At 69.1% G+C, this 22,148-nt stretch carries 20 protein-coding genes; 15 read left to right on the forward strand and 5 right to left on the reverse strand.

Translation table 11 applies throughout. The features are described 5' to 3' along the window. Positions 1–14: 14 nt before the first annotated feature. The 5 genes from WME96_RS36450 to WME96_RS36470 are packed head-to-tail and all read left to right on the forward strand — an operon-like array spanning position 15 to position 3,308. Positions 15–1,259 (forward strand): beta-ketoacyl-[acyl-carrier-protein] synthase family protein, encoded by a 1,245-nt coding sequence (locus WME96_RS36450; RefSeq protein WP_437286186.1) that lies wholly within the window; start codon positions 15–17, stop codon positions 1,257–1,259. A 60-nt stretch (positions 1,260–1,319) separates the two neighbouring features. Then, the gene (locus tag WME96_RS36455) at positions 1,320–1,568 is read left to right on the forward strand and encodes an acyl carrier protein (RefSeq protein WP_437286187.1); all 249 of its coding nucleotides are present in this window, start codon (positions 1,320–1,322) and stop codon (positions 1,566–1,568) included. Between the two features lie 25 nt (positions 1,569–1,593). After that, positions 1,594–1,965, forward strand: a complete 372-nt coding sequence (locus WME96_RS36460) for a holo-ACP synthase (RefSeq protein WP_437286188.1) — start codon at positions 1,594–1,596, stop codon at positions 1,963–1,965. 47 nt (positions 1,966–2,012) lie between these two features. Continuing rightward, positions 2,013–2,531: a hypothetical protein gene (locus tag WME96_RS36465; RefSeq protein ID WP_437286189.1), complete on the forward strand. Its 519-nt coding sequence runs from the start codon at positions 2,013–2,015 to the stop codon at positions 2,529–2,531. 36 nt (positions 2,532–2,567) lie between these two features. Continuing rightward, entirely contained in the window at positions 2,568–3,308 is a 741-nt protein-coding gene (locus WME96_RS36470; RefSeq protein WP_437286190.1) for a glucose 1-dehydrogenase, read from the forward strand. Positions 3,309–3,325: 17 nt separating this feature from the next. Here the strand turns inward: WME96_RS36470 and WME96_RS36475 are convergent, their stop codons facing one another. Further along, positions 3,326–3,784: a hypothetical protein gene (locus WME96_RS36475; protein ID WP_437286191.1), complete on the reverse strand. Its 459-nt coding sequence runs from the start codon at positions 3,782–3,784 to the stop codon at positions 3,326–3,328. Positions 3,785–4,384: 600 nt separating this feature from the next. Between WME96_RS36475 and WME96_RS36480 the strand changes: the two genes are divergently transcribed. The 5 genes from WME96_RS36480 to WME96_RS36500 all read left to right on the forward strand — a co-directional run bounded on the left by WME96_RS36480 (position 4,385) and on the right by WME96_RS36500 (position 7,532). Then, positions 4,385–4,786: an antibiotic biosynthesis monooxygenase family protein gene (locus tag WME96_RS36480; protein ID WP_437286192.1), complete on the forward strand. Its 402-nt coding sequence runs from the start codon at positions 4,385–4,387 to the stop codon at positions 4,784–4,786. Between the two features lie 7 nt (positions 4,787–4,793). After that, the gene (locus WME96_RS36485) at positions 4,794–5,399 is read left to right on the forward strand and encodes an antibiotic biosynthesis monooxygenase family protein (protein ID WP_437286193.1); all 606 of its coding nucleotides are present in this window, start codon (positions 4,794–4,796) and stop codon (positions 5,397–5,399) included. 51 nt (positions 5,400–5,450) lie between these two features. Then, on the forward strand, positions 5,451–6,086 hold the full coding sequence (locus tag WME96_RS36490; protein ID WP_437286194.1) for a hypothetical protein: 636 nt from the start codon (positions 5,451–5,453) through the stop codon (positions 6,084–6,086). Beyond that, positions 6,083–6,688 (forward strand): antibiotic biosynthesis monooxygenase family protein, encoded by a 606-nt coding sequence (locus WME96_RS36495; RefSeq protein ID WP_437286195.1) that lies wholly within the window; start codon positions 6,083–6,085, stop codon positions 6,686–6,688. Before WME96_RS36490 ends, WME96_RS36495 begins: the two co-directional genes overlap by 4 nt. A gap of 124 nt (positions 6,689–6,812) precedes the next feature. Next, entirely contained in the window at positions 6,813–7,532 is a 720-nt protein-coding gene (locus WME96_RS36500; protein ID WP_437286196.1) for an SDR family NAD(P)-dependent oxidoreductase, read from the forward strand. A gap of 24 nt (positions 7,533–7,556) precedes the next feature. Here WME96_RS36500 and WME96_RS36505 read toward each other — a convergent pair whose 3' ends face one another. The 4 genes from WME96_RS36505 to WME96_RS36520 form a co-directional block, all read right to left on the reverse strand. Beyond that, positions 7,557–8,507, reverse strand: a complete 951-nt coding sequence (locus WME96_RS36505) for an acetyl-CoA carboxylase carboxyltransferase subunit alpha (protein ID WP_437286197.1) — start codon at positions 8,505–8,507, stop codon at positions 7,557–7,559. Between the two features lie 200 nt (positions 8,508–8,707). Continuing rightward, on the reverse strand, positions 8,708–8,992 hold the full coding sequence (locus WME96_RS36510; RefSeq protein ID WP_437286198.1) for a hypothetical protein: 285 nt from the start codon (positions 8,990–8,992) through the stop codon (positions 8,708–8,710). 375 nt (positions 8,993–9,367) lie between these two features. Next, the gene (locus tag WME96_RS36515; protein ID WP_437286199.1) at positions 9,368–10,021 is read right to left on the reverse strand and encodes a peptide chain release factor-like protein; all 654 of its coding nucleotides are present in this window, start codon (positions 10,019–10,021) and stop codon (positions 9,368–9,370) included. Then, positions 10,018–11,253: an RtcB family protein gene (locus WME96_RS36520; RefSeq protein WP_437286200.1), complete on the reverse strand. Its 1,236-nt coding sequence runs from the start codon at positions 11,251–11,253 to the stop codon at positions 10,018–10,020. Before WME96_RS36520 ends, WME96_RS36515 begins: the two co-directional genes overlap by 4 nt. A gap of 184 nt (positions 11,254–11,437) precedes the next feature. On the opposite strand from WME96_RS36520, the gene WME96_RS36525 reads away from it, so the two are divergent. The 5 genes from WME96_RS36525 (at position 11,438) to WME96_RS36545 (ending at position 21,983) form a co-directional block, all read left to right on the forward strand. Further along, positions 11,438–12,994 (forward strand): sigma-54 interaction domain-containing protein, encoded by a 1,557-nt coding sequence (locus WME96_RS36525; RefSeq protein ID WP_437286201.1) that lies wholly within the window; start codon positions 11,438–11,440, stop codon positions 12,992–12,994. Between the two features lie 272 nt (positions 12,995–13,266). Continuing rightward, entirely contained in the window at positions 13,267–14,220 is a 954-nt protein-coding gene (locus WME96_RS36530; protein WP_437286202.1) for a metalloregulator ArsR/SmtB family transcription factor, read from the forward strand. 2 nt (positions 14,221–14,222) lie between these two features. Further along, on the forward strand, positions 14,223–18,062 hold the full coding sequence (metH, locus tag WME96_RS36535; RefSeq protein WP_437286203.1) for a methionine synthase: 3,840 nt from the start codon (positions 14,223–14,225) through the stop codon (positions 18,060–18,062). A gap of 160 nt (positions 18,063–18,222) precedes the next feature. Further along, positions 18,223–18,885: a glutathione S-transferase family protein gene (locus WME96_RS36540; protein WP_437286204.1), complete on the forward strand. Its 663-nt coding sequence runs from the start codon at positions 18,223–18,225 to the stop codon at positions 18,883–18,885. Between the two features lie 116 nt (positions 18,886–19,001). Further along, entirely contained in the window at positions 19,002–21,983 is a 2,982-nt protein-coding gene (locus tag WME96_RS36545) for a penicillin acylase family protein (protein WP_437286205.1), read from the forward strand. Positions 21,984–22,148: the final 165 nt, after the last annotated feature.

Raw genomic sequence — 22,148 nt, forward strand, 5'->3', positions numbered from 1 at the left:
GCAGGAGCACGACAATGAATCGTCAGGTTGTCATCACGGGGATCGGGCTGCTCACCCCGAACGGCGTCGGCGGTCGGACCGTCTGGTCCAACCTCCTGAACCGGAAGAGCGCCCTGCGCAGGATCACGAAGTTTGACACGACCGCCTTCCCGACCGCCTTCGGCGGCGAGGTGACCGGTTTTGATCCTCTGGATTTCATGCCGGCTCGTCTGGCCCGCAAGCTGGACCCCTACACGCAGTATGCGATCGCCGCCTGCGCGATGGCGCTCAAGGACGCCGAGGTGAACCTCGAGAAGGTCAACAAGCAAGAGTTCGGCGTCTATGTGGGCAACTGCTTCGGGGGCTGGACCGTGACCGATCGCGAGCTCCGGCGCCTGCACACGGGAGGGGTACGAGACGTGAGCCCCCACCAGGCCACCGCGTGGTTCCCTGCTGCGCCGCAGGGGCAGGTCTCGATCCTGTTCGGGCTCCGCGGGCACAGCAAGACCATCGTGTGCGATCGCGCCAGCGGCCTGGCCAGCATCGGATACGCCGCGAGGACCATCGCGCAGGGCACTTGCGACGTCATCCTCGCCGGCGGGACGGAGACGGTCATGTCGCCGCTGCCCTACTCTGCGTGCCTCACGGAAGGCATCGTGAACCAGGACAAGGACATGTCACCCGAGACGGCGTACCGCCCGTTCGACGCCGGTCGCCGTGGGCTCGTCCCGGGCGAGGGGGCTGCGTTCCTCGTGCTGGAGGACCGCGATCACGCGATCCGACGGGATGCCAGGATCTACGGTGAAATCCGTGGCTTCTCCCTGTCGAGCGACGCGTGCCACCCCGCGCCGCTCCCGAAGGAGGAGCGCGGCCTGAGCATCGCGATGCGCAGGGCGCTCGGCGACGCCGAGATCAGGCCGAGCGACGTGTCCTTCATCATGGCGGACGGGATGGCCACGATGGACGGAGATGCGCAGGAGGCCACGGCCATCCACAAGGTGTTCGGCGAGGTCGCCAGCAAGGTGAAGGTGACGGCGCCGAAGTCGATGCTGGGGCACCTGTACGGCGCCAGCGGCGCGGTGGACGCCGCCCTGGCGGCGATGGGTCTCTCCTATCGAACCATCCCGCCGACGACCAACGTGGACGAGCTCGACGCGAGCTGCGACCTCGCGGTCGCCACGCACGCGGTCGAAGGCGGCGAGCTTCGCTTCGCCCAAGTCAACAGCCGAGGCTCTGGTGGCATGAACGTGTCGATGGTCATCGGCCAGGACCAGAGATAACGCGACCCGAACCGCACAAAGTACGTCACACAACGCATTCCATCGACAAGGCAGCAACCAATGCAGAACGCTCAGACCGTCGAGATCCAGGTGAAGAAGATCCTCTCCGAGTTCCTCGGGAGGCCCATGAGGGACCTCTCGGACAGCGCCTCGCTCCAGGACGACCTGGACGTGGACTCGACCGAGATGATCGAGATCGTTTGCGAGGTGGAGCGGACTTTCCAGGTCACGCTCGGGGACGGCGCGGAGAAAGAGCTCAAAACGGTGTCGGACATCCTCGGCGCCGTCAGCCGCGCGAAGCACTGCTGATCCCAACGGAGAGAGGGCTCAGGCGATGATCATCGGTGTCGGAGTTGATTTTTGCGCGATCGATCGCATCGCGACGGCTCTCGAGAGGCACGAGGGCCGCTTCGAGGAGCGGCTGTTCACCGCGGCGGAGCGCACGTACTGCCGCATGCGGGGCTCCCCTGCTCAGCATTTCGCCGCCCGGTTCGCCGCCAAGGAAGCCTGCGTCAAGGCCCTCGGTGCGCCGGCGGGGCTGGCGTGGCACGAGCTCGAGGTCGTTCGCGTCGAGGCAGGACGGCCGACGCTCGCGCTCTCCGGCGCATCGCTGAAGGTCGCGAGGGCGCTCGGGGTCGAGAAGATACATCTGACCATTTCCCATCAGGCGAACTTCGCGGTCGCCGCTGTCGTGGCAGAGCGATGACGGCCGGGAGCGATCGCGCAGGCGCGGGCACGGCAAGAGGAGATCTCATGTCAACCTTCGACTCATCACCGCTCGGCGGCGGCAGGCTCAGCACCGACCGAGGCGAGATACGCCTGGAGCAACCTTCTCCAGGCGTGCTCGTGGTGCGCTGTAGCGGCCACGGGGAGGCCGCGTTCGTCTCCCCGCTGCTCGACCACTTCGAGGCGCTCGCTGCGTCCGGCCACCCAGCGGACCTCTTCGTGGACGCCGAGCACCTCACGGACTTCGACCGCGAGTACCGCGCCGCGATGGTCACGTGGATCACGCGGAACAGGCCGCGCCTCCACTGCGTCAATGTCCTCGTCCGGTCCAGGCTCGCGTCGATGGGCGTCTCGCTCGCACGGCTCCGGCAGAGGGGCCTTCTGGTCCCGTTCGTCAGTCGCCAGGATTTCGAGGCAACGCTCCGAGCGGTCGTCGAGCAGAAGAGCCAGGTAGTCCGTGCGGATCCGACCATCAGCTTCGAGGCGCCGATCGCACAACGAAAGCCAGAGCGAACACGTGGCCGACCAGCCAACGGGGACGAGTAACGTACTCGCGAGGGTACGAAGAACGGAGATGAACCGATGAAGCAGAGCAAGGTTGCCGTGGTGACAGGCGCGTCACGTGGGATCGGGGCCGCCGTCGCGCGGCGACTCGCGCGCGACGGCGCGGACGTGGTCGTCAATTATAGCTCCAACGAGGCGGCCGCATCGCGCGTGGTCGAGGAGATCAGGCGCATGGGGCGGCGCGCGACCGCCGTCCCGGCCAACGTCTCCCGCGTGGAGGAGCTCAAACTGCTCTTCGCGCGCACCGCCGCGGAGTTCGACCGAGTGGACATTCTGGTGAACAACGCCGCGGTGTTCGGGGCGTGCGCCCTGCAGAACATGGATCAGGCTGCGTTCGACGACATGTTCGAGCTGAACGCGCGCTCGGTGCTCTTCGCGTCCGAGGAGGCAGCGCGTCTCATGGGCAAGAGCGGAAGGATCATCAACGTCTCCTCGGACCTCTCGTGCATGTCGATGCACGGGACGTCGCTCTATGCCGGCGCCAAGGCGGCGATCGAGGCGTTCACGCGCGTCCACGCCGCAGAGCTCGGGCCCCGCGGGATCACGGTGAACGCCGTCTCGCCGGGCATCATCGACACCGACGCGCTCCGCGCGCAGATGACCGACGAGCGGATCCAGGGTATCATCTCGATGACGCCGCTCGGCAGGGTCGGGACGCCCGAGGACGTGGCCGATGTCGTGGCCTTCATCGCGTCCGATGACAGCCGGTGGATCACGGGCCAGGTCCTGCACGTGAATGGCGGCGTGCTGATGAGGTGAGCGCTCGCGCCGCGGCCTCACTCGGAAGGCCGCCTGAACGCTCCCCAGCCTGCGGAGATGGCTGCCATCAGGCTCAGGCCCGTTCGACCCCACTGCCAGCTAGACCACGAGGTGATCCCTGCGGGCACCTCCTGGATATCGATCTTCTTCCCGATGAAAGCCGCGTTCGCGCGCGCGAAGTAGAGAGGCAACATGACGAGCGTTCCGACCATGCACACGGTGGCGAGCCCCCAGGGCAACCGGCGCTGCTTTTCCTTGATGGCGATGAGCAGATTGTATCCACACATCACCGTCCCCCCGACGTTGAAGGGAAAGAGCGTCATGCCCATCTCCGGTCCATGGACCGCGAACCAGTCCAGGAACTCGCCCGGACGCATGGATGAAAAGCCGGGAGCGACGGCGGTCGACACCAGCAGGCTGCCGCCGGCGAACACGCTGGTGAGTACGACCGAAGCGATCTCTGGTGCTCGTGCCATCGCATGCCCCTCCTCAACTCCGCGGTACATGCTGCCGTTCGCGCGGCGAGCGCCCGGGACCGCCGCGCCGGCGTGCGAGCTCCGCGGCCGTCCCTCCACACGTCATCATTGTAGCAGCGGCCCCCCCAGCCGGCATCGAGCGATACCAGGCATCGAGCGCCGGGACGAACGAGAGGCGGTGGGCAGGATGATCCTCCCCCGCTGCCGTGGACGCTCACGAGGGCACGAGGAGGAAGGGATGGCATGGAGAAAGAGGAGAGCGCTCACGCCGGACTCCGTGGCGGAGCCGGTACGGCCGGCGAGAGCGGGCGGCCGGAGCATCGGTCACGTGGCGGGTCGACTCGGCCTGACCAGCAGCGCGCTGGCCAGCCAATCGTGGGATCGCGGCGTATGATCACCCGTTTCGACTTCTTCAGCCTGTCCTCGGCAGGCGCTCACCTCGCGGGCGCAGGCGAGCGGCTTCGTCGTCGGGGGAGCGGACGCGCAGGCTTCTCCGTGGCCATCGAGCAGGACGACCTGGCTCGCGACGGCTACGGCAGGGCCCCGTACGTCCTCGTGAGCGTCTCGACGGGACCTGCTCGTCTGCTTCGAGCTGAGCCCATGGACGACTCGCGACGCCCCTCGCTCAGGCTCGACGCGCGCACGGTCGTTCGCGCTCGCGGTCGTCGAGACGAGACCCCGATCGCCCGAGCGGGCCCCTCGCCCGGCGTCCTGCTGATCACGCTGTGCGAGCTCACGCAGCAGGATCGCGCGCGTTTCCTGCGACAGTTCGAGCAAGCGGCTGCTTTCATGGAGACCCAGACAGGCTTCGTCCTGAGCCGCCTGTTCGAGGCTGTCCCCGGCGAGCACGCCGGCCGCTTCGTGAATGTCGCGCGCTGGACCAGCGTCACCGCGTTCAAGGCTGCATTTTCGAGCCCGGCATTCAAGACGATCATCAGCGGCGGCTTCCAGTCGAAGGGTCAGATCATGCTGGCTCACCTCCCCGATCGCCAACCGGGTTGACCTTCACATGATCGCTCGAATCGACATCGCAGAGACCGACGACACCGACGCGCTTCAGCGGTCATGGTCTGCAGCAGCGCGCGAGCTGGCCGCGCATCCCGGGTTCCGCAACGCCCGGCTTCACGTCGTTTACAGGCGCATCAATGCCCCTGGGTACGACCTGATCAGCATCGTTCGATGGACCGACGTCAGCGCCCACTACGCTGCCCAGGCAGCCGGCCTGGCGCTGCCGCTGGAGACGGGGCGCGGCATCAACCTCTACGGCATCGTCGACCAGAGCGACTTCGTGGAGCAGCCAGCGCAGAGATCGCATCTCGTCATCACCAATCCTTACCGCATCCGACAGCCGCAGGCGGCGGAGAACGCGATGATGTGGGGCGCGACGAGATCCCTCATGGCCAAGCGGGACGGGTTCATCTCCGCGGAGCTCTTTCAGAGCTACCATCCGCAGGAAGACGCCTACTACTTCGTGAGTCGCGCCGAATGGAGGAGCGAAGACGCGTTCATGAGGCAGCTCGCCGGCAAGGACTACAAGAGCCTCGTCGCCCCCTTCGAGGGGACGTTCCAGATATGTCTATCACGCGTCGTCGACGAAATCACGAGAACCGGATGAAGGCATCTCCGCTGGTAGTCCATTTACTGCGAGAGGATCTGAGTCATGGTCATGGTCATCGATCTCCTTGAAGCGTCAGACCGCCCGGCGGCGGCGAACGCATGGCGCACGGTGTGCGCCTTCCTCTCCGAGCAGCGAGGCTTCGAGGGGGGGCAGCTCCTCGAGACCTTCCAGACGCTCAGGCCGCGCGCGGACTGGGGGATGGTGAGCGTCTGCAGGTGGAGCTCGGCAGACGACTGGGAGCGCGCCCGCGCCGCTGCGCGGAAAAATGTAGAGCTTGCCTCGGTGTTGCGCGCAGCCCGCACCAGGTTCACGGGGTTCACGATGGATCTCGTCGATGGCTCCGAGTACCTCTTCGACCCGCCCTCCGACAGCGTGATCTTGGTCGACGTCGTTTTCCTGCCCGAGGAGCGTATGGCGGCCTATGCTGCCATGTGGGCCGAAGCGGCGCGGACGATGCGCCGGCTGAGCGGGTACGTCAACTCCAGCCTGTTCCGGAGCAAGGACCTAGCCGACGAGGTCAAGTTCATCAACGTGGCGGAATGGGAGAGCGTCGAGCGCTTCTTCGACGGGATCCACAGCGATCGCTTCACCGCAACGGTCGACCCGTTCAAGGCTGATTTTTCGCTCTACTTGAGCCGCCGTGTCGCGCTCTTCACGCCCCCGCGCGCTGAGGCCTGGACATGATCTACTGGATAGACGTCGTCGACGCCGTGGCCGCGCCGAGCTATGCCGATCGCTGGCAGGACCATGCGCTGGCTCTCCGGGAGCGGTGCAGCCTGCGAAGCGCAGAATTGTTCAAGGTGACCGAGCCGATCCGCGACGTGAACTACGCGCTGCTCTCCGTTCATGCGTTCGATGGCACCGACGTAGACGAGGCGGCGCTGCGTGGTGCGCTGCCCCGCGATGCATCGGCTGGCGTGATCCAGGGAACGAAGTGTCGACTGGGTGTCATGTTGTCCGAGCTGTCCCGGGCGCTGCCTGACCACGCGTGGCTGATCAATCCATTCGAGGTCAGCGAGGCCCAGATCCCGGATGTCATCGAGATGTGGGATCGCGCCAAGGACCACATGGCGGCGCACCCGGGCTTCCTGAACGCCCGACTGTTCCGCGCTGCCTCCCCGTCGGCGACGTACGGCCTGTTCAACGTATCGCAATGGCGTAGCGCTGAAGACTTCAAGGAGTCGCTGCGGGATGCGGCGTACGACCGCCATCGACAAAGATCGATGACGTACCGGCTCCATCCCTCGATCTGCACACAGACCCACTGCCTCAGCTTCGGTCGGTGATTCGCACGGTCAACAGCCAGTGTCGACGGTGGCTCGGCAGATCGGATGCGGCCAGCCGCTCCCATCTGGATCGCAGGCCACGGCGCGTTCGCCATGGTGCTCGCGATCAACAAGGAGATAAACCATGTCCCGTGTGGCGCTCGTGACCGGCGCGAGCCGTGGAATCGGACGGGAAATCGCGCGCTCGTTCGCCAGCCGTGGCTTCGATCTCATCCTCGTGGCCCGCGACGGCGCGAAGCTCGCCGAACGCGCGGAGATGCTGCGCCGGGAACATGGAACCACGGTGAGCGTCGTCGCGGTGGATCTGTGCGATCTCGGCGCGTCGCGCGGCGCCGTTCAGGCGGAGATCAGCCGGAGGGGGCGCCTCGACGTGCTGGTGAACTCCGCCGGCATGTTTCGCTTCGGTACCAGCGGTGTGACGATGGACGATCTGGACTCGATGTTGACGACCAATGTAAAGGCGGTACACAACATGTGCGCGACCTGCGCCGACGCGCTGGCCGAGTCGGGCTCGGCCCACATCATCAACATCGCGTCCGTCACTGGCGTGGAGCCGTTCGCCGCCGTCGGCGGTTATGCGGCCAGCAAACACGCGCTGGTGGGCTATGGTCGTTCCCTGGCACGAGAGCTATTGCCCAGGGGCATCAAGGTCACGACATTGTGCCCGGACGTGGTCGACACCGACATGGCGGCCGGGTCGGGCCTGCGGCCGGAGCAGATGATCGCCACGACGGACATCAGTCGGGCGATCGAGTTCGTTCTGTCGCTGTCCACCGCGGCGCTCGTGGATCTCCTGGTCATTGGATGCAAGCCTGTCGCAGGCAGCGCGCGCACGGGATCGTGACCGGCGAAGCTCCGGAATGACGCGTCACATGAACGACCCGAGGCCGCGGAATCTCCGGTACCGGTCGTCGGCGATCTCCTCCGGACCGATCTCGTCGAGCGAGGAAAGCGCTGTCCAGAGCGCGTGATCGAGCAGCGCCGCGGCGCCGTCGTGATCCTGGTGCGCTCCCCCTGTCGGCTCCTCGACGATCGCATCCACGACGCCGAGCCGCAGCAGGTCCGGCGCGGTGATCTTGAGCTGCGCCGCCGCCTCGTCGACGCGCGAGGGGTCGTGCCAGAGAATCGCCGCGCACCCCTCGGGCGAGATGACCGAGTAGCAGCCGAACTCGAGCACCAGCACGCGGTTGGCGAGCCCGAGGGCCAGCGCGCCGCCTGAGCCTCCTTCGCCGATGATGGTCGCGACGATCGGCACCCGCACCCGCGCCATCGCTGCGAGCGCCGCGCCGATCGCCTCGCTCTGCCCGCGCTCCTCGGCGCCGAGGCCCGGGTAAGCGCCGGGGGTGTCGATGAACGTGAGGATCGGCAGTCCGAACCTGTCCGCCAGCTCGTAGAGCCGCACGGCTTTCCGGTACCCCTCCGGGTGCGGCATGCCGAAATTGCGCTTCACGTTCTCCTTCGCGCCGCGGCCCTTCTGGTGCCCCACCACCACGACGCTGAGGCCGTGATACCGCGCGAGCCCGGCGATCACCGCGCGATCGTCGGCGAAGCGGCGGTCCCCCTTCAGCTCGCACCACTCGGTGAACAGGCGCTGCACGTAATCGAGGGTGTGAGGGCGGTTCGCGTGCCGCGAGAGCTGCACCTTCTGCATCGGCGTCAGCGCGGCGAAGACCTCGCGCGCCAGCCGGTTCATCCTCTCCTCGAGCTGGGCGAGCTCCGCCCCGAGGCTCTGATCGGACGCGGCGAGCGCGCGCAGCTCCCGGACCTTGACGATGAGCTCCGCGATCGGCTTCTCGAACGGCAGGACGACGTTATCCATGCGGGTCACCCTGGTAGCTCCGGCGCCCGCCCTGGCGCGGCGTCATGCCCGCGGGGCGCCGACGCGGGCCGAGGACAGCGCATCCAGCGCGCAACGTGGTCCTCCTTCGCGTCCGTGAACACCCCCAAACGTCACCAGGAGGCAGGGATGGAACGGAGAACGAGAAGGAGCGGCAGCTCGATACGAGGCATCCCGCCAGGTCATGGGCGCGCGGCCGCGGAGCCCGAGCCGTCCGGTCCGTCCGGTGGCGGTGAGCCAGGCGCGGCGCGCTGCAGCTCCAGCGTGACGGCCTCGATCAGCGCGGCGGCGAGCGTGACGAGGCGCGAAGCTTGATGTCCCTGAGCGAGCAGCTCGCGAACCAGCGATTTGGCCACGATCTTCGTCGCGCGCGCTGTGTCCTCGGGGCCTGGGACCCTCCAGCCGGCGTGTTCTCGGCCGCTCGCTGCGCGCGACGGCTCGACCTCGATGTCTCCCGTGCTCGACATGGTGCTCTCCCGCATGGGTCTCCACGCCGGTGCGGGGCGGGTATCGCCACCTCTCGCTTGCCGGCGCCTCTCGCTTCAGGCCTCTGCGTGGGCCTCTCCGGGGCAGTAGCAGTCTCCGTGCCCCTCGCGCCTGCGGCTCCGAGCCGCCGTTCGTGCGTGCTCGCCTGCGCTCAGCGCATCGACGGGCGCCGCGCGCGACGCCCCTCTCCACGGTGGCTTGCGTGATCAAGCAAGGTGCCGTGATCGGATCCAGGAGATGCAAAGCGAGGCCAGGGCGCCCGCATGGCACGGTTGCGCACCAGGGGCGCCGTGTCTCCACTGTTTGCAGGAGTGAAGGCATGCGTCAGCGCCATGGGTGACACCGGGCCGCGCCTCTCACGCGCGCCTCGCGTCCGCCGCCTCGAGCGCGCTCCTCCGCCCCACCCGGTACGTCCTCACCGGCTCTCCCCGGACGATCCGGTCGTGCTCGCTCCAGCGCGCCGCCTCCCCCTCGGCGAGGCGCCGGGCGGCGCGCTCGGCGAGCCGCTCGGCGATGCGCTCCACCCCGCGGCGGACGTTCGCGCGCTGCGAGCGCTCGTCGGCGACGCGCACCGTGATCCCGCTCGGCCGATGGTGGACCCGCACCGCCGACAGGGTCTTGTTCACGTGCTGCCCTCCCGGCCCGCTCGCCCGGCAGGCGGAGATCTCGAGCTCGCGCAGGTCCAGGGCAGCGCCCGCCCCGGCGCCCGTCTCGGCGGGGTGCACCGCCACCCCCGCGAACCACCGCTTGCGCGCCGCCCGCCCCCGCGCCGCGCTCCTCTCGACCAGCGCGTGCGTCCCGACCTCGCCCTCGAGGCAGCGCCGCGCGTCGCCCTCCACCAGGATCTCGACCGAGGCCGGCGCGTCCTCGTCGCCGTGCACCGTGACGTCGATCACCGCGAGCCCGCGCTCCTCGCAGAGCGCCTCCATGCGCTCGCCGAGCCGCGCCACGAACCGCCGCACCTCGATCGGCCCCCGGCCCGCGCTGATCTGCACCCAGGACCGGCTCATCGCTTCACCGTGAGCACCGGCACGAGCGGCGCGACGACGGTCGCCAGGCCGGCCTCCACCAGGCTCTCGACCACCGGCTCGATCGGCTTGTACGCGTCCGGGTGCTCCTCGAGCAGCAGCGCCGGGTCGTCGCACACAACGCGGCCGCCGAGCTCCGTGCGGGCGAGCTCGCGCCGCCGGTAGCGGGCCGCGATCTTCTCGCGCGCCTCGCCGCGCCCCATCTTGCGTCCGGCGCCGTGCGCGACCGAGCGCAGCCCCGCCTCCGCGTCGCGCGACCGCATCACCCACGACGGCGTCCCGCGCGAGCCGAGCACGATCGTGAGAGCGTCGCCCCGGGCGGGCGCGGCCCCCTTCCTGTGCACCCACGCCGGCTCGCCGCCCACCGCCTCGCGCGCGACGTCGTTGTGGGTGATATCGAACCCGCCCGCGATCTTCGACGCCCGCGTGGCGCCGAGCGCGCGCAGCATCCGGTAGGCGAGCAGGAGCCGGTTCGCCTGCGCGAAGCGGCACGCGCCCGCCAGCTCGCCGAGGTACGGCTCGGCCGCGTCCCCCTCGAGCACCGCGCCGCCCCAGCGCTCCCCGAGCGCGCCGCCGAGCCCGCGCGATCCCGAGTGCGCGAGGACCACGAGATCCCCGGCGGAGAGGCCGACCGCCGCCGCCGACGCCAGGTCCCGCAGGGCGCCGACGCGGGCGATCTCGAGGAAGTGGTTCCCCCCGCCCACCGAGCCGAGCGCGGCCTCGTACCCCGCGCGGTACGGCGCGGCGTCGCCGCTCGGGCGCAGGCCGTCCTCCGGCTCCGCCGCCGCGAGCCGCGCGAGCGCCTCGGGCGCGCCGTCGACCTCCGCGAGGCCGCGCGCGCCGCGGCGCCAGACCCGATCGAACACCTCCGCCGGGTCGCAGCCGGCGAGCGGGTCGTCCTCCATCGCCTCCCGGGCGCGCCGCTCGAGGACGTCCGGCGCCATGCGGCCGATCGACGTCGCGACGAGCCGCACGCCGCAGCCGGCGTCGCCGCCGATGAGCTGCGGGACGACGCGGTCGGCGAACGCGAACGCCGCGCCGACAGGGATGCCCCGGCCCGCGTGCAGGTCCGGCATGCCCACGGCGCGGACGCAGCCGGGGAGCGCGGCGACGCGCGCGAACTGCTGGACGGCGTTGCCCTCGAGCCAGACGTCGTCGCGGGCGATGACGCGGGCGTGGGCGGGAAGAACGACGCTGTCGGCGGGCGATTTCATGAACGAGGGTCTCCGTGGCGCCGGGGGCGCGGCCGAACGCGAACGCGGAGGAGCGTTGCGGATCCCGTGCCACGGCGCGCTCGGCGCCCCTCGCCGGCAGAACGGGTCGACCCCCCTCGATGTGGTGCATGGCGCACCATCTTGGATGGTGCATGGCGCACCAGCGATGGTGTACGGTGCACCAGTGAAGCGCCTCCTGCTGACCTGGTCGGACGCGGGCACGCTCGGGCCGGCGCCCGCGCACCAGGGCCGCCGGCCCGAGGGCGACCGGGGGCCCGTGCTGCGGCTCCTCGACCAGGAGGAGAGCCGCTACGACGCGATCGTGGTCCTCACCATCCCCGCGGGCGAGGCCCCGTCGCGGGCGCTCGTCGAGCGGGCGCGGGGGCGCGCGCCGCGCGTCGAGCTCCGCGTCGTCGATGTCGACGACCCGTCGGACTACGCGAAGCTCTTCCGCGCGCTCGGGCCGCTCTTGGGCAAGCTCAGGCGCGCGTTTCCCCCGGCGGCCTGGGCGACGGACGTGCTGCTCTCGGCCGGCACGCCGCAGGCGCAGACGCTCTGGGTCATCCTGGTGCAGGCGGGGCTCCTGCCGGCGCGCATGCTCCAGGTGATCCCGGCGGCGTTCGTGCCGCGGCCGCACCCGCGCGCCGTGCGCGAGGTCCGGCTCGACATCGAGGGGTTCCCCGAGATCCGCGCGCTGCGCGAGGAGGTGGTGCGCCTGCGGGCCGAGGCGCGCACCCGCGACGCGGTGCTCGTGGGCGAGAGCGAGCCGATGCGCTTCCTCCGCGCCCGGATCGCCCGGGTCGCCGCGACCGACGTGCCCGTGCTGATCCTCGGCGAGACGGGGACCGGCAAGGAGCTCGCGGCCAGGGCGATCCACGAGCAGAGCCCGCGCGGCGGGGGGCCGTTCATCGCGGAGAACTGCGGCGTCTTCGCCGAGGGCGTGCTCGCGAGCGAGCTGTTCGGCCACGAGGCGGGCGCCTTCACCGGGGCCGCGGGGCGGCGGCGCGGGGTCTTCGAGCAGGCGCACGGCGGCACGCTGTTCCTCGACGAGATCGGCGAGCTGTCGCCGCGGGTGCAGGCGTCGCTCCTGCGCGTGCTCCAGGACGGGACGCTGCGCCGGGTCGGCGGCGAGGCGACGATCGAGCTCGACGTGCGCGTCCTCGCGGCCACGCACCGCGACCTCGCGGCCATGGTCGAGCGCGGGGAGTTCCGCGAGGACCTGTACTATCGGCTCCGTGGCGCGGTCATCGAGGTCCCGCCGCTGCGGGCGCGGGGTGGAGACATCGAGATCCTCATGCAGGCGTTCCTCGACGAGGTGCGGGCGCCGCGCAAGGGGCGCGGGCTCAAGGTGACCCGCGAGGCGCTGAGGCGCCTTTGCAGCCACCCGTGGCCGGGCAACGTGCGTGAGCTGCGCGCCGAGGTGCTCCGGTGGGGGGTGTTCTGCGATCAGACGGTCGACGTGGGCGACCTCGCGCCGGAGATCACGGCGGCGGCGGGATCGGCGGGCTCGGCGGGCGTCGGCGCGGGCGGGGCGGTGCGGCCGGCGGAGCCGGGGACCGGCGGCGACGAGGTCGCGCCGCTCGCGGACGCGGTGGCGTCGGCCGAGCGCGCGGCGATCGGGCGCGCGCTCCGGGTGCACCGGGGCAACATCTCCCGCGCGGCGCGCGCGCTCGCCATCGACAGGAACACGCTCAAGCGCAAGATGGCCGCGTATGGCCTCCGCGGCGACGAGGCGGCCTGATGTCGCCACGTCGTCGTGCGGGCGCTCGTCCGGCCGGGCGCCTCCCGTACCAAAGCAGCGTGTGTTCACCGGGCCAGGCGGGCCGCCCTTACCTGGGCGTAACCGGGCGTAACCGGGCGTAACCGGGCGAAAAACGTTCGAGAACACCTTCGTCGCGCCGGGACTACACGAGCTGAACCGTTCGAGAGCACGGCATCGTGACCGAGCACCGGCGCCCTTGACTCCGGAAGTCGAGGGGTCTACTGCATTCGTGCATCGAGATATAGGGATACATGGGTCTTTCCGAGTACATCGAGACGCTGAACCTCCTCGGGGACGAGAGCCGGATACGGCTCTGCGTGCTCCTCCGCGAGCGCGAGCTGCGGGTGACGGATCTGGTCCGCGTGACCGGCATCGCGCAGTCGCGCGTCTCGACGCACCTCGGGCGGCTTCGCGAGGCAGGGTTCGTCCGGGATCGACGCCAGGGACCGCAGTCGTTCTACACGCTCGCGGTCGATACCCTGCCCGGGACCGCGAAGGCCCTCCTCGATGACGCCACGAGATCGGCTGACCCGACCCTGGAAGGCGACCAGCGGCGCCTCCTGGAGCTCGACGCCGAGCGGCGCGGCGGCCTCCCGGAGTCCTTCGCCGGCGAGATGGAGAGGCGCTACTCCCCAGGCCGCACGTGGCAGTCGCTCGCGGCCGGCATCGCCGCGTTGCTGCGCCTGGGCGACGTCCTCGACGTCGGCTCGGGCGACGGCGCGGCGGCCAGCTCGCTCGCGCCTTACTGCCGCTCGCTCACGTGCATCGACTCGAGCAGCCGGATGATCGAGTCCGCAAACGAGCGATTCTCGGCTCAGCCCCACGTCCGCGCCCAGGTCGCCGATGTCCACGACCTGCCGTTCCGGGACGCCTCCTTCGACGCGGTCCTCGTGTTTCACACGCTGACCTATGCCGAGCGCCCGGCGCAGGCGCTGGAAGAGTGCGCCCGCGTGCTCCGCCCGGGCGGACGGCTGGTGATCCTGTCGCTCGACGCGCACCAGCAGCGGGAGGTCACCGCGCCGTACGGCGAGCGCCACCCCGGCTTCTCGCCCTCCGATATCCGCGCCATGCTCACCCGCGTGAGGCTCGATGTCGTCGCGTCCGACGTCGCCTGCCGCGAGTCCAAGAAGCCACATTTTCAGGTCGTGCTCGCCATCGCCGACAAGCCGACCCCGGGTACCTCCAAGAGCGTCAAGCGAGTCTGATCATGCCGTCCAACAACCCCGCGCCTCCCCTTCATCCACTCCAGAAGCTCCTCCAGAGCCGCATCGCCATCATCGACGGGGCGATGGGGACGACCATCCGCACCTACGGGATGAAGGAAGCGGACATCCGGGGCGAGCGATTCGCGGACTCGAAGAAAGATCTGCTGAACAACGGCGATCTGTTCACGCTCACGCAGCCGGAGATGATCTGCGACATCCACCGGCGGTTCCTCGAGGCCGGCGCGGACATCATCGAGACAAACACCTTCGGCGCGACGAGCATCACCCAGAGCGAGTTCTTCGTGGACGACCCGCGGGAGCACGGCGGGCGGAAAGATCCCGCCTTCTATCAAGGGATCATCGACGACCCGTTCCTCAACGACCTCGCCTGGGAGATCAACGAACAGTCCGCGCGGCAGTGCCGCGAATGGGCGGATCGCGTGGCGAACGCCGACGGGCGGCAGCGGTTCGTCGCGGGCGCGATCGGCCCGCTCACCGTCTCCCTGTCCAGCTCCCCGGACGCCGACGACCCCGGCTTCCGCGTCGTGACGTTCGATCAGGTGAAGCAAGCGTACATCCACCAGGTCCGCGCCCTGATCGCCGGCGGCTCCGACGTGCTGCTGGTCGAGACCATCTTCGACTCGCTCAACGCGAAGGCCGCGCTCGTCGCCATTCGAGAGGTGTTCGACAAGGACGGCAAAACTCTGCCGGTGATGATCTCGGCGGCCGTCGGGCGCGGCGGAGAGACGATGATCTCCGCGCAGACGGTCGAGGCATTCTGGAACGCGGTGAAGCACGTGAACCCGCTCGCCGTCGGCCTGAACTGCTCGCTCGGCCCGGACCTGATGTATCCGTTCCTGGCCGACCTCTCGGCGAAATCCAGCGCCGCGATATCCTGCTACCCGAACGCCGGCCTGCCCAACCCGCTCTCGCCCACGGGCTTCGATCTGGAGCCGGCGGACATGGCGCGCCACATCGGCGGCTTCGCGGAGGCAGGTCTCCTCAACATCGCCGGCGGCTGCTGCGGCAACACGCCCGAGCACATCGCGGCCATCGCCAAGGCGATCGCCGGCAAGCCGCCGCGCGCCCTCGACGCGAAGGCCTCGCCTGACACCCCGCCCGGCGGCGCGCCCGCGTCAGGCCCGCCGATCCCCCTTCGCCTGTCCGGCTCGCAGCCGTTCACGCAGCAGCCCGGCGTTTACATGATCCTCGGCGAGCGCACCAACGTCGCCGGATCGCCGAAGTTCGCGAAGCTCATCAAGGAAGGGAAGTTTGAAGAAGCGGTGGGCGTGGCGCGCCAGCAGGTCGAGAACGGCGCCAACGTCGTCGACATCTGCATGGACGAGGGCATGATCGACGGCGTCTCCGCGATGACGCGCTTCTTGCTGCTCCTGGCCAGCGAGCCCGAGGTGGCGAAGGTCCCGTTCATGGTGGACTCTTCGAAATGGGAGGTCATCGAGGCAGGCCTCAGGTGCATGCAGGGCAAGGGCATCGTGAACTCGATCTCCCTCAAGGAGGGTGAGGCGAAGTTCCGCGAGAACGCGAGGACCATCCTCAAGTACGGCGCCGCCGTCGTTGTCATGGCCTTCGACGAGCAAGGGCAGGCCGCCACCTACCAGGACAAGATCCGGATCTGCAAGCGCGCGTATGACATCCTCGTCCACGAGGTGGGGTTTCCTCCCGAGGACATCATCTTCGATCCGAACATCCTCACGGTCGCCACCGGCATGGAGGAGCACAACAACTACGCCGTCGACTTCATCGAGGCCACCCGCTGGATCAAGGCAAACCTGCCGCACGCCAAGGTGAGCGGCGGCGTGTCGAACATCTCGTTCAGCTTTCGCGGGAACAACCGGGTGCGCGAGGCCATGCACTCGGCGTTCCTCTATCATGCCATTCAGGCCGGCATGGACATGGGCATCGTCAACGCGGGCATGCTCGAGGTGTACGAGGAGATCGAGCCGGGGCTCCGCGAGCTCGTCGAGGACGTCCTGCTCAACCGGCGTCCGGACGCCACGGAGCGGCTCGTCGATTTCGGCGAAGCGCTGAAGGCCAAGAGCGCCGGCGCCACCGAGGCCGAGAAGAAGGAAGAGGAGTGGCGCAAAGGCACCGTCGAGGAGCGACTGTCGTACGCGCTGGTCAAGGGCGTCGATACGCACATCGACGTCGACACCGAGGAAGCGCGCGTCAAGCTCGGCCGTCCGCTCGCGGTGATCGAGGGCCCGCTGATGGATGGAATGAGCATCGTCGGAGATCTCTTCGGCGCCGGCAAGATGTTCCTCCCGCAGGTGGTGAAATCGGCGCGCGTGATGAAGAAGGCCGTCGCGTACCTCACGCCGTTCATGGAGGCGGAGAAGGCGGCGATGGCCGCCGCTGGACAGGCCGTGAAGACGCAGGGAAAGATCGTCCTCGCCACGGTGAAGGGCGATGTCCATGACATCGGCAAGAACATCGTGGGCGTCGTGCTCGCGTGCAACAATTACGAGGTGATCGACATGGGCGTCATGGTCCCGTGCGAGAAGATCCTCGAGCGCGCCAGGCAGGAGAAGGCGGATCTGATCGGCCTGAGCGGGCTGATCACGCCGTCGCTCGACGAGATGATCCACGTCGCCCGCGAGATGGAGCGGCAGAACTTCAAGCTGCCGCTCTTGATCGGCGGGGCGACGACCAGCAAGGCGCACACCGCCGTGAAGGTGGCCCCGCATTACAGCGAGCCGGTCGTGCACGTGGTCGACGCGAGCCGCGCCGTGCCCGTCACGACGAGCCTCCTGAGCGAGGAGGGCAAGCCGGCGTTCGTGGCCCAGCACCGCGCCGAGTACGAGAAGCTCCGGCGGATGCACTCGGCGCCGAAGCACAAGCTCGTCCCGATCGAGGCCGCGCGCGCGAACCGGACGCGGATCGAGTGGCGCGCCGAGGATCTGCCGGTGCCTGAGTTCATCGGCGCGCGCGTGCTCGAGGACTTCCCGCTCGCCACCTTGCGCGAGTACATCGACTGGACGCCGTTCTTCCACACGTGGGAGCTGAAGGGCGTCTATCCGCGGATCCTGGAGCACGAGAAATACGGCGAGCAAGCGCGCCAGCTCTACTCCGAGGCGAACGCGCTGCTCGACATGATCATCGAGAAGAGGCTGCTGACGGCGCGCGGCGTGTATGGCTTCTTCGCCGCGAGCGCCGTGGGTGACGACGTGGAGGTATACACGGACGCGACGCGCAAGGAGGTGCTCGAGCGGTTTCACTTCCTGCGCCAGCAGACGGCGAAGGAGAACGGCGAGCCGAACCGGTCGCTCGCTGATTTCATCGCGCCCAGGGAGACCGGCCTCCCGGACCACATCGCCGGCTTCGCGGTGACCGCCGGCATCGGCCTGAAGGAGCTGTGCGAGCGCTTCAGGGCGAGCTACGACGACTACAACGCCATCATGGCGGAGGCGATCGCTGATCGCCTGGCCGAGGCGTTCGCCGAGTGCCTGCACAAGCGGGTGCGCGACGAGTGGGGCTATGGCCGGCAGGAAGACCTGACCAAGAGCGAGCTCATCGAGGAGAAATATCGCGGCATCAGGCCGGCGGCGGGGTACCCAGCGTGCCCGGATCACACCGAGAAAGGCACGCTCTGGCGGCTGCTCGACGTCGAGAAGAGCACCGGGATCCGGATCACCGAGTCGTTCGCGATGTGGCCCGGATCGAGCGTGAGCGGCCTGTACTTCGCGCACCCGCAGGCCCGGTACTTCAGCCTCGGGAAGATCGATCGCGACCAGGTGGTCGACTACCACGCGCGTAAGGGGATGACGGTCGCGGAGGTCGAGCGCTGGCTCGGCTCGAACCTCAACTACGACGCATCAAGGTAGTGCCTCGTCACCCAGGGACGAAAGCGGGCTGAAGGCCTACGAGGTCATGCTGGGGCGGGGCGGATCGCGCGCCGCGGTCCTCGACGAGCTGCGTCTTCATCTCACCCCGTGCTATCTCTGAGCCAGTGCGCTCGCTCGATCATTGGATGAGGTCAGCTCCATGAAAGTATACGTTTTCAAATCGTTGCCGCCGTTTCTCTGGGGGTACACGCGCGATCTTCGCGCAATGTGGGCGCTGGAAGAGTGTGGGATCGCCTACGAGGCCGTCGGGCTCGATTGCGGGCCGAACGGTCTTCAGGATGAAGCCGACTTCGGGACGGTATCGCCGTTCAAACAGGTTCCGGCGATCGACGACGACGGGTACATCTTGACGGAGTCGGGCGCGATCCTGCTCTACCTTGCGGAGAAATCCGGGAAATTGATTGCTCCTGACCTGAAGGGGCGCGCGCAGGTCTATCGCTGGACGCTCACGTCATTGAACAACATCGAGCCTTTTGCGCTGCCGATTCTGTTTGCCGATCTTCAAGGCGACTCGAACCCCCATTTGCAGGCCCTGCGCCCCTGGCATGTCGAGATACTCGATCGCTTCTTGCCGACGATCGACAGGATGCTGCAGGCTCAACCGTTCATCACGGGGGCCGACTTCACGGTTGCGGACATCGTTCTCACGGGCGTGCTGCGCGAGCTTCGCAAGACGGAGATCCTCGGAAGGTATCCGAACATCGAGAACTACCGTCGTCGCTGCGAGGAGCGGCCCGCGTTCGTGAAGGTCCTGAACGCCTACGAAGACCGCCTCGGCATTCCCCGCGGAAGCGCGCGATAAGCGACCCACCGACGCCAGAGCTCTCCGCGCGCTGATCGGCGCTCCGAGGGCGCCCCAGCCACCGCGTCGCGCGACACCGCCGCGTTGGCTCGCTTCCATCCTACCAAGGAGCGTTCATGCGACTGTCATCATCTTCGGCACATTGCGTCCTCGCCTTGGTCACCGGGCTCACGGGCATGCTCGGGTGCTCGGACGACCCTGGTCCCGGCAGCAGCGCGCCCGACGCGGGCGCGCCCAGCGTTCCCGACGCGGGCGCGCCCGACGGCAGCCCGCCCTCCTCCGCGACGTTCGGTCCACTCGGCGAGCGGCCGGATCTGCCCGTCGACGGGCGGCTCACCATCGACGGCCTGCTCTCTGCCGTCGATGTCGTCCAGGACAGGGACGGCAGGCCCCATATCTATGCCGAAAACCTCGTGGACGCGATGCGCGTCGAAGGGTATCTGACGGCGCGCGACCGCGCGCTTCAGCTCGAGATCTTGCGGCGCACCGCCGCGGGGAGGCTCGCAGAGCTCTTCGGCGACCTCGATCCCACCACCATCGATCAGGACATCGCTCTCCGCCATGTCGGGCTCGGTCGGATCGCCAGGGCCCAGTACGACGCGCTCCCCGAGGGGGAGCTCCGCCAGATGCTCGACGCGTACGCGGACGGGGTGACCCAGGTGTTCAGGAAGATCCGCTCCGGGGACATCCGCCTCCCCGAAGGCGCGACGGGGATACCCGCCAAGGCGTTCACCGACTGGAGCGGCGTCGACTCGCTCGTGATCAGCCGCTTCCAGAGCTACCTCCTGTCGTTCGACGCCGAGCTGGACATCACCATGCAGCAGCTCTTCGACGCCGCCCGGACGACGTTCGCGTCGAGCAGCGCCGATCCGCTCGCGCAGAAGCGCGCCGGCTTCGAGCGGGACTTCCTGAGGTTCGCCCCGTCCGAGCCCGCGGTGACCAGCAGCGGCTACCCCGCCTCCCCGGCGCGAGAGAAGGCGCAGAAGGCGGAGGACAAGGCGGCGAAGAGAGCGTCTCGCGCGCGACGACCGGGCCGCGCCGCGCCGGGCCGCGCCAAGCTCATTTCGTCGCTGGCCGGCTACCTGAGCGCGGTCCAGCGCGCCAGGAGCAAGGTCGCCCCGGAGGGCTTCGGCTCGAACAACTGGGCCATCCACGCGAGCCGGAGCGCGACGGGGCACGCGCTCGTGGCCAGCGATCCCCACCTGTCGCTGAGCGCGCCGGCCGTCTGGTATGCCGTCTCGATCCACGTCACCGCGCCCGAGGGCCAGGACGCGAGCCGCGATGTTCACGTCGGGGGCGTCACCTTCCCCGGGATTCCGGGGATCGTCCTGGGCCACAACGAGCGCGTCGGGTGGGGAGCGACGGTCGCGATGTACGATGTCACCGATGTCTATGCCGAGAAGCTCACGCCCGACGGCAAGGCCGTGCTCTTCAAGGGCAATCCAGTGCCCCTCCAGACGGTCGAGGAGGTCATCGCGATCGCTGGCAGGGAGCCCTATACCTACCGTGTCCCGATCGTGCCCCATCACGGCCCGATCCTGCCGACCATCGTCGACCACGCGGTGGTGGATCCGGACCCGGCCGTGGGGGCGCTCAGCGTCCGCTGGACGGGGCTTGAGCCGACCAAGGAGCTGGAGGCCATCTTCGGCCTGCTGCGCGCTCGCTCGGTCGATGAGGCGCAGGAGTCGCTCTCGAAATTCAGCGTCGGCGCGCAGAACTGGGTGATGGGCGACGCCGCGGGCGACATCCTCTGGACGACGCACGCGGCGATCCCGACGCGGTCTCGTGAGGCGTTCGCCTGGGACGCGGCCACCTATACGGGCGTCCTCCCCTGCATGGTGCTCCCCGGCGACGGGACCGCGGAGTGGACCGGGACGCTCCCCGAGCACCTCATCCCCCGGGCGAAGAACCCGCCGGCGGGATACATCGCCACGGCGAACAACGACCCCATCGGGGACACCCTGGACAACGATCCATCGAACGGCGCGCTCCCCGACGGCACCCCCATGTACCTGGGTTGCAGCTTCGACATCGGGTTTCGCGAGGGCCGCATCCAGGAGCGGATCGATGCCCACGAGGGACCTCTGTCGCCGGAGGATTGCGCGGCGATCCAGGGCGACATCAAGTCGGCGCTCGGCGCGAGGCTCGTGCCTCACCTCCTCCGCGCCATCGACCGCGCCGGCGAGGAGCGCGCGACGCCCGGTGCTCACCCCGATCTGAGCGCGATCGTCGCGGACGCCGCCTACGACCCGCCGCGCCTCGCCGCCGTGCGGGCGCTCCTCGACGGCTGGGGCAAGGAGGCGGACTACAAGGCGGCCGCCGGCGTCGATCTCGATACCGCCATGCCGCTCGCGGACGAGGGCGATGGCCCCGGCGCGATCGACGCCCGCGCCTCCGAGGCGACCCTGGTCTTCAACGTCTGGCTCGTCCGGGTGGTGCGCCGGGTGCTGGGCGACGAGCTCGACCGAATGGGATTCTCGTCGTTCTCCCGGGAGCTGTCGGCGAAGGCGCTCCTCCACCTGTTCTCCGCCGATCGGGAGCAGCTCGCCACCTTCGATCCGGCCGTGCAGGACAGCGCGCTGTGGGACGACATGGGCACGCCAGCGGTCGAGTCCAGGGACGAGCGCGTGCTGCGCGCCCTGCTCGACGCCCTCGCCTGGCTCGATCAACAGGGCGGCTCCGGGGCTGCGATGCCCCGCTGGGGCGCCTTCCACACGGTCACCTTCGACGCGCTCGTCCCCCTCTTCAGCAGCCTCAGCATCCCTCCGCCGAGCGATCCCCTCTGGCGCGGCGGCTTTCCGCGCGGGGGCGACGAGTTCGCGGTGGACTCCTCGGATTACCGCCTCTCGTGGGCGCTCGACGAGTCACCGGATTTCCGGTACGTCCACGGCCCGTCGCAACGGCTCGTCGTGGAGCTCGACCCGGCGGGGCCGAAGGCGTGGAACGCCATTCCCGGAGGCAATGTCTGGGACGCGGAGAGCCCACATTTCCGCGATCAGGCGGAGCTCTGGCGAAAGAACCAGACGCACCTGGTGCCGTTCCTGCTCCCCGACGTGATCCAGGCGAAGGAGTCGCGCACGGTGGTCGAGGCGCCGTAGCCGGCGCGTCCTCCGAGCCCACGCCGGGCCGGCATCTGTCACGTAACGCCGGCGGACTCCTGGAGCCCCGGCGCGTGCAGGTCCCCGGGTGGCGTCGGATGCAGAAAGCGCACGGGCGCTGCAAGGACAGGAGCCGCAAGGGCGCAAGGGGCACGAGGGAGAGAG

The organism is Sorangium sp. So ce406, from assembly GCF_051474675.1.
Classification (GTDB): Bacteria; Myxococcota_A; Polyangia; order Polyangiales; family Polyangiaceae; genus Sorangium; species Sorangium cellulosum_G.

Bases quoted from the DNA above. Each gene is read 5' to 3' on its own strand.
- WME96_RS36530 (WP_437286202.1), top strand. From the start codon at position 13,267: ATGGGTCTTTCCGAGTACATCGAGACGCTGAACCTCCTCGGGGACGAG.
- WME96_RS36500 (WP_437286196.1), top strand. From the start codon at position 6,813: ATGTCCCGTGTGGCGCTCGTGACCGGCGCGAGCCGTGGAATCGGACGG.
- WME96_RS36485 (WP_437286193.1), top strand. From the start codon at position 4,794: ATGATCGCTCGAATCGACATCGCAGAGACCGACGACACCGACGCGCTT.
- WME96_RS36495 (WP_437286195.1), top strand. From the start codon at position 6,083: ATGATCTACTGGATAGACGTCGTCGACGCCGTGGCCGCGCCGAGCTAT.
- metH (WP_437286203.1), top strand. From the start codon at position 14,223: ATGCCGTCCAACAACCCCGCGCCTCCCCTTCATCCACTCCAGAAGCTC.
- WME96_RS36480 (WP_437286192.1), top strand. From the start codon at position 4,385: ATGGACGACTCGCGACGCCCCTCGCTCAGGCTCGACGCGCGCACGGTC.
- WME96_RS36505 (WP_437286197.1), bottom strand. From the start codon at position 8,507: ATGGATAACGTCGTCCTGCCGTTCGAGAAGCCGATCGCGGAGCTCATC.
- WME96_RS36490 (WP_437286194.1), top strand. From the start codon at position 5,451: ATGGTCATCGATCTCCTTGAAGCGTCAGACCGCCCGGCGGCGGCGAAC.
- WME96_RS36515 (WP_437286199.1), bottom strand. From the start codon at position 10,021: ATGAGCCGGTCCTGGGTGCAGATCAGCGCGGGCCGGGGGCCGATCGAG.
- WME96_RS36510 (WP_437286198.1), bottom strand. From the start codon at position 8,992: ATGTCGAGCACGGGAGACATCGAGGTCGAGCCGTCGCGCGCAGCGAGC.
- WME96_RS36465 (WP_437286189.1), top strand. From the start codon at position 2,013: ATGTCAACCTTCGACTCATCACCGCTCGGCGGCGGCAGGCTCAGCACC.
- WME96_RS36455 (WP_437286187.1), top strand. From the start codon at position 1,320: ATGCAGAACGCTCAGACCGTCGAGATCCAGGTGAAGAAGATCCTCTCC.
- WME96_RS36520 (WP_437286200.1), bottom strand. From the start codon at position 11,253: ATGAAATCGCCCGCCGACAGCGTCGTTCTTCCCGCCCACGCCCGCGTC.
- WME96_RS36540 (WP_437286204.1), top strand. From the start codon at position 18,223: ATGAAAGTATACGTTTTCAAATCGTTGCCGCCGTTTCTCTGGGGGTAC.
- WME96_RS36475 (WP_437286191.1), bottom strand. From the start codon at position 3,784: ATGGCACGAGCACCAGAGATCGCTTCGGTCGTACTCACCAGCGTGTTC.
- WME96_RS36470 (WP_437286190.1), top strand. From the start codon at position 2,568: ATGAAGCAGAGCAAGGTTGCCGTGGTGACAGGCGCGTCACGTGGGATC.
- WME96_RS36460 (WP_437286188.1), top strand. From the start codon at position 1,594: ATGATCATCGGTGTCGGAGTTGATTTTTGCGCGATCGATCGCATCGCG.
- WME96_RS36450 (WP_437286186.1), top strand. From the start codon at position 15: ATGAATCGTCAGGTTGTCATCACGGGGATCGGGCTGCTCACCCCGAAC.
- WME96_RS36545 (WP_437286205.1), top strand. From the start codon at position 19,002: ATGCGACTGTCATCATCTTCGGCACATTGCGTCCTCGCCTTGGTCACC.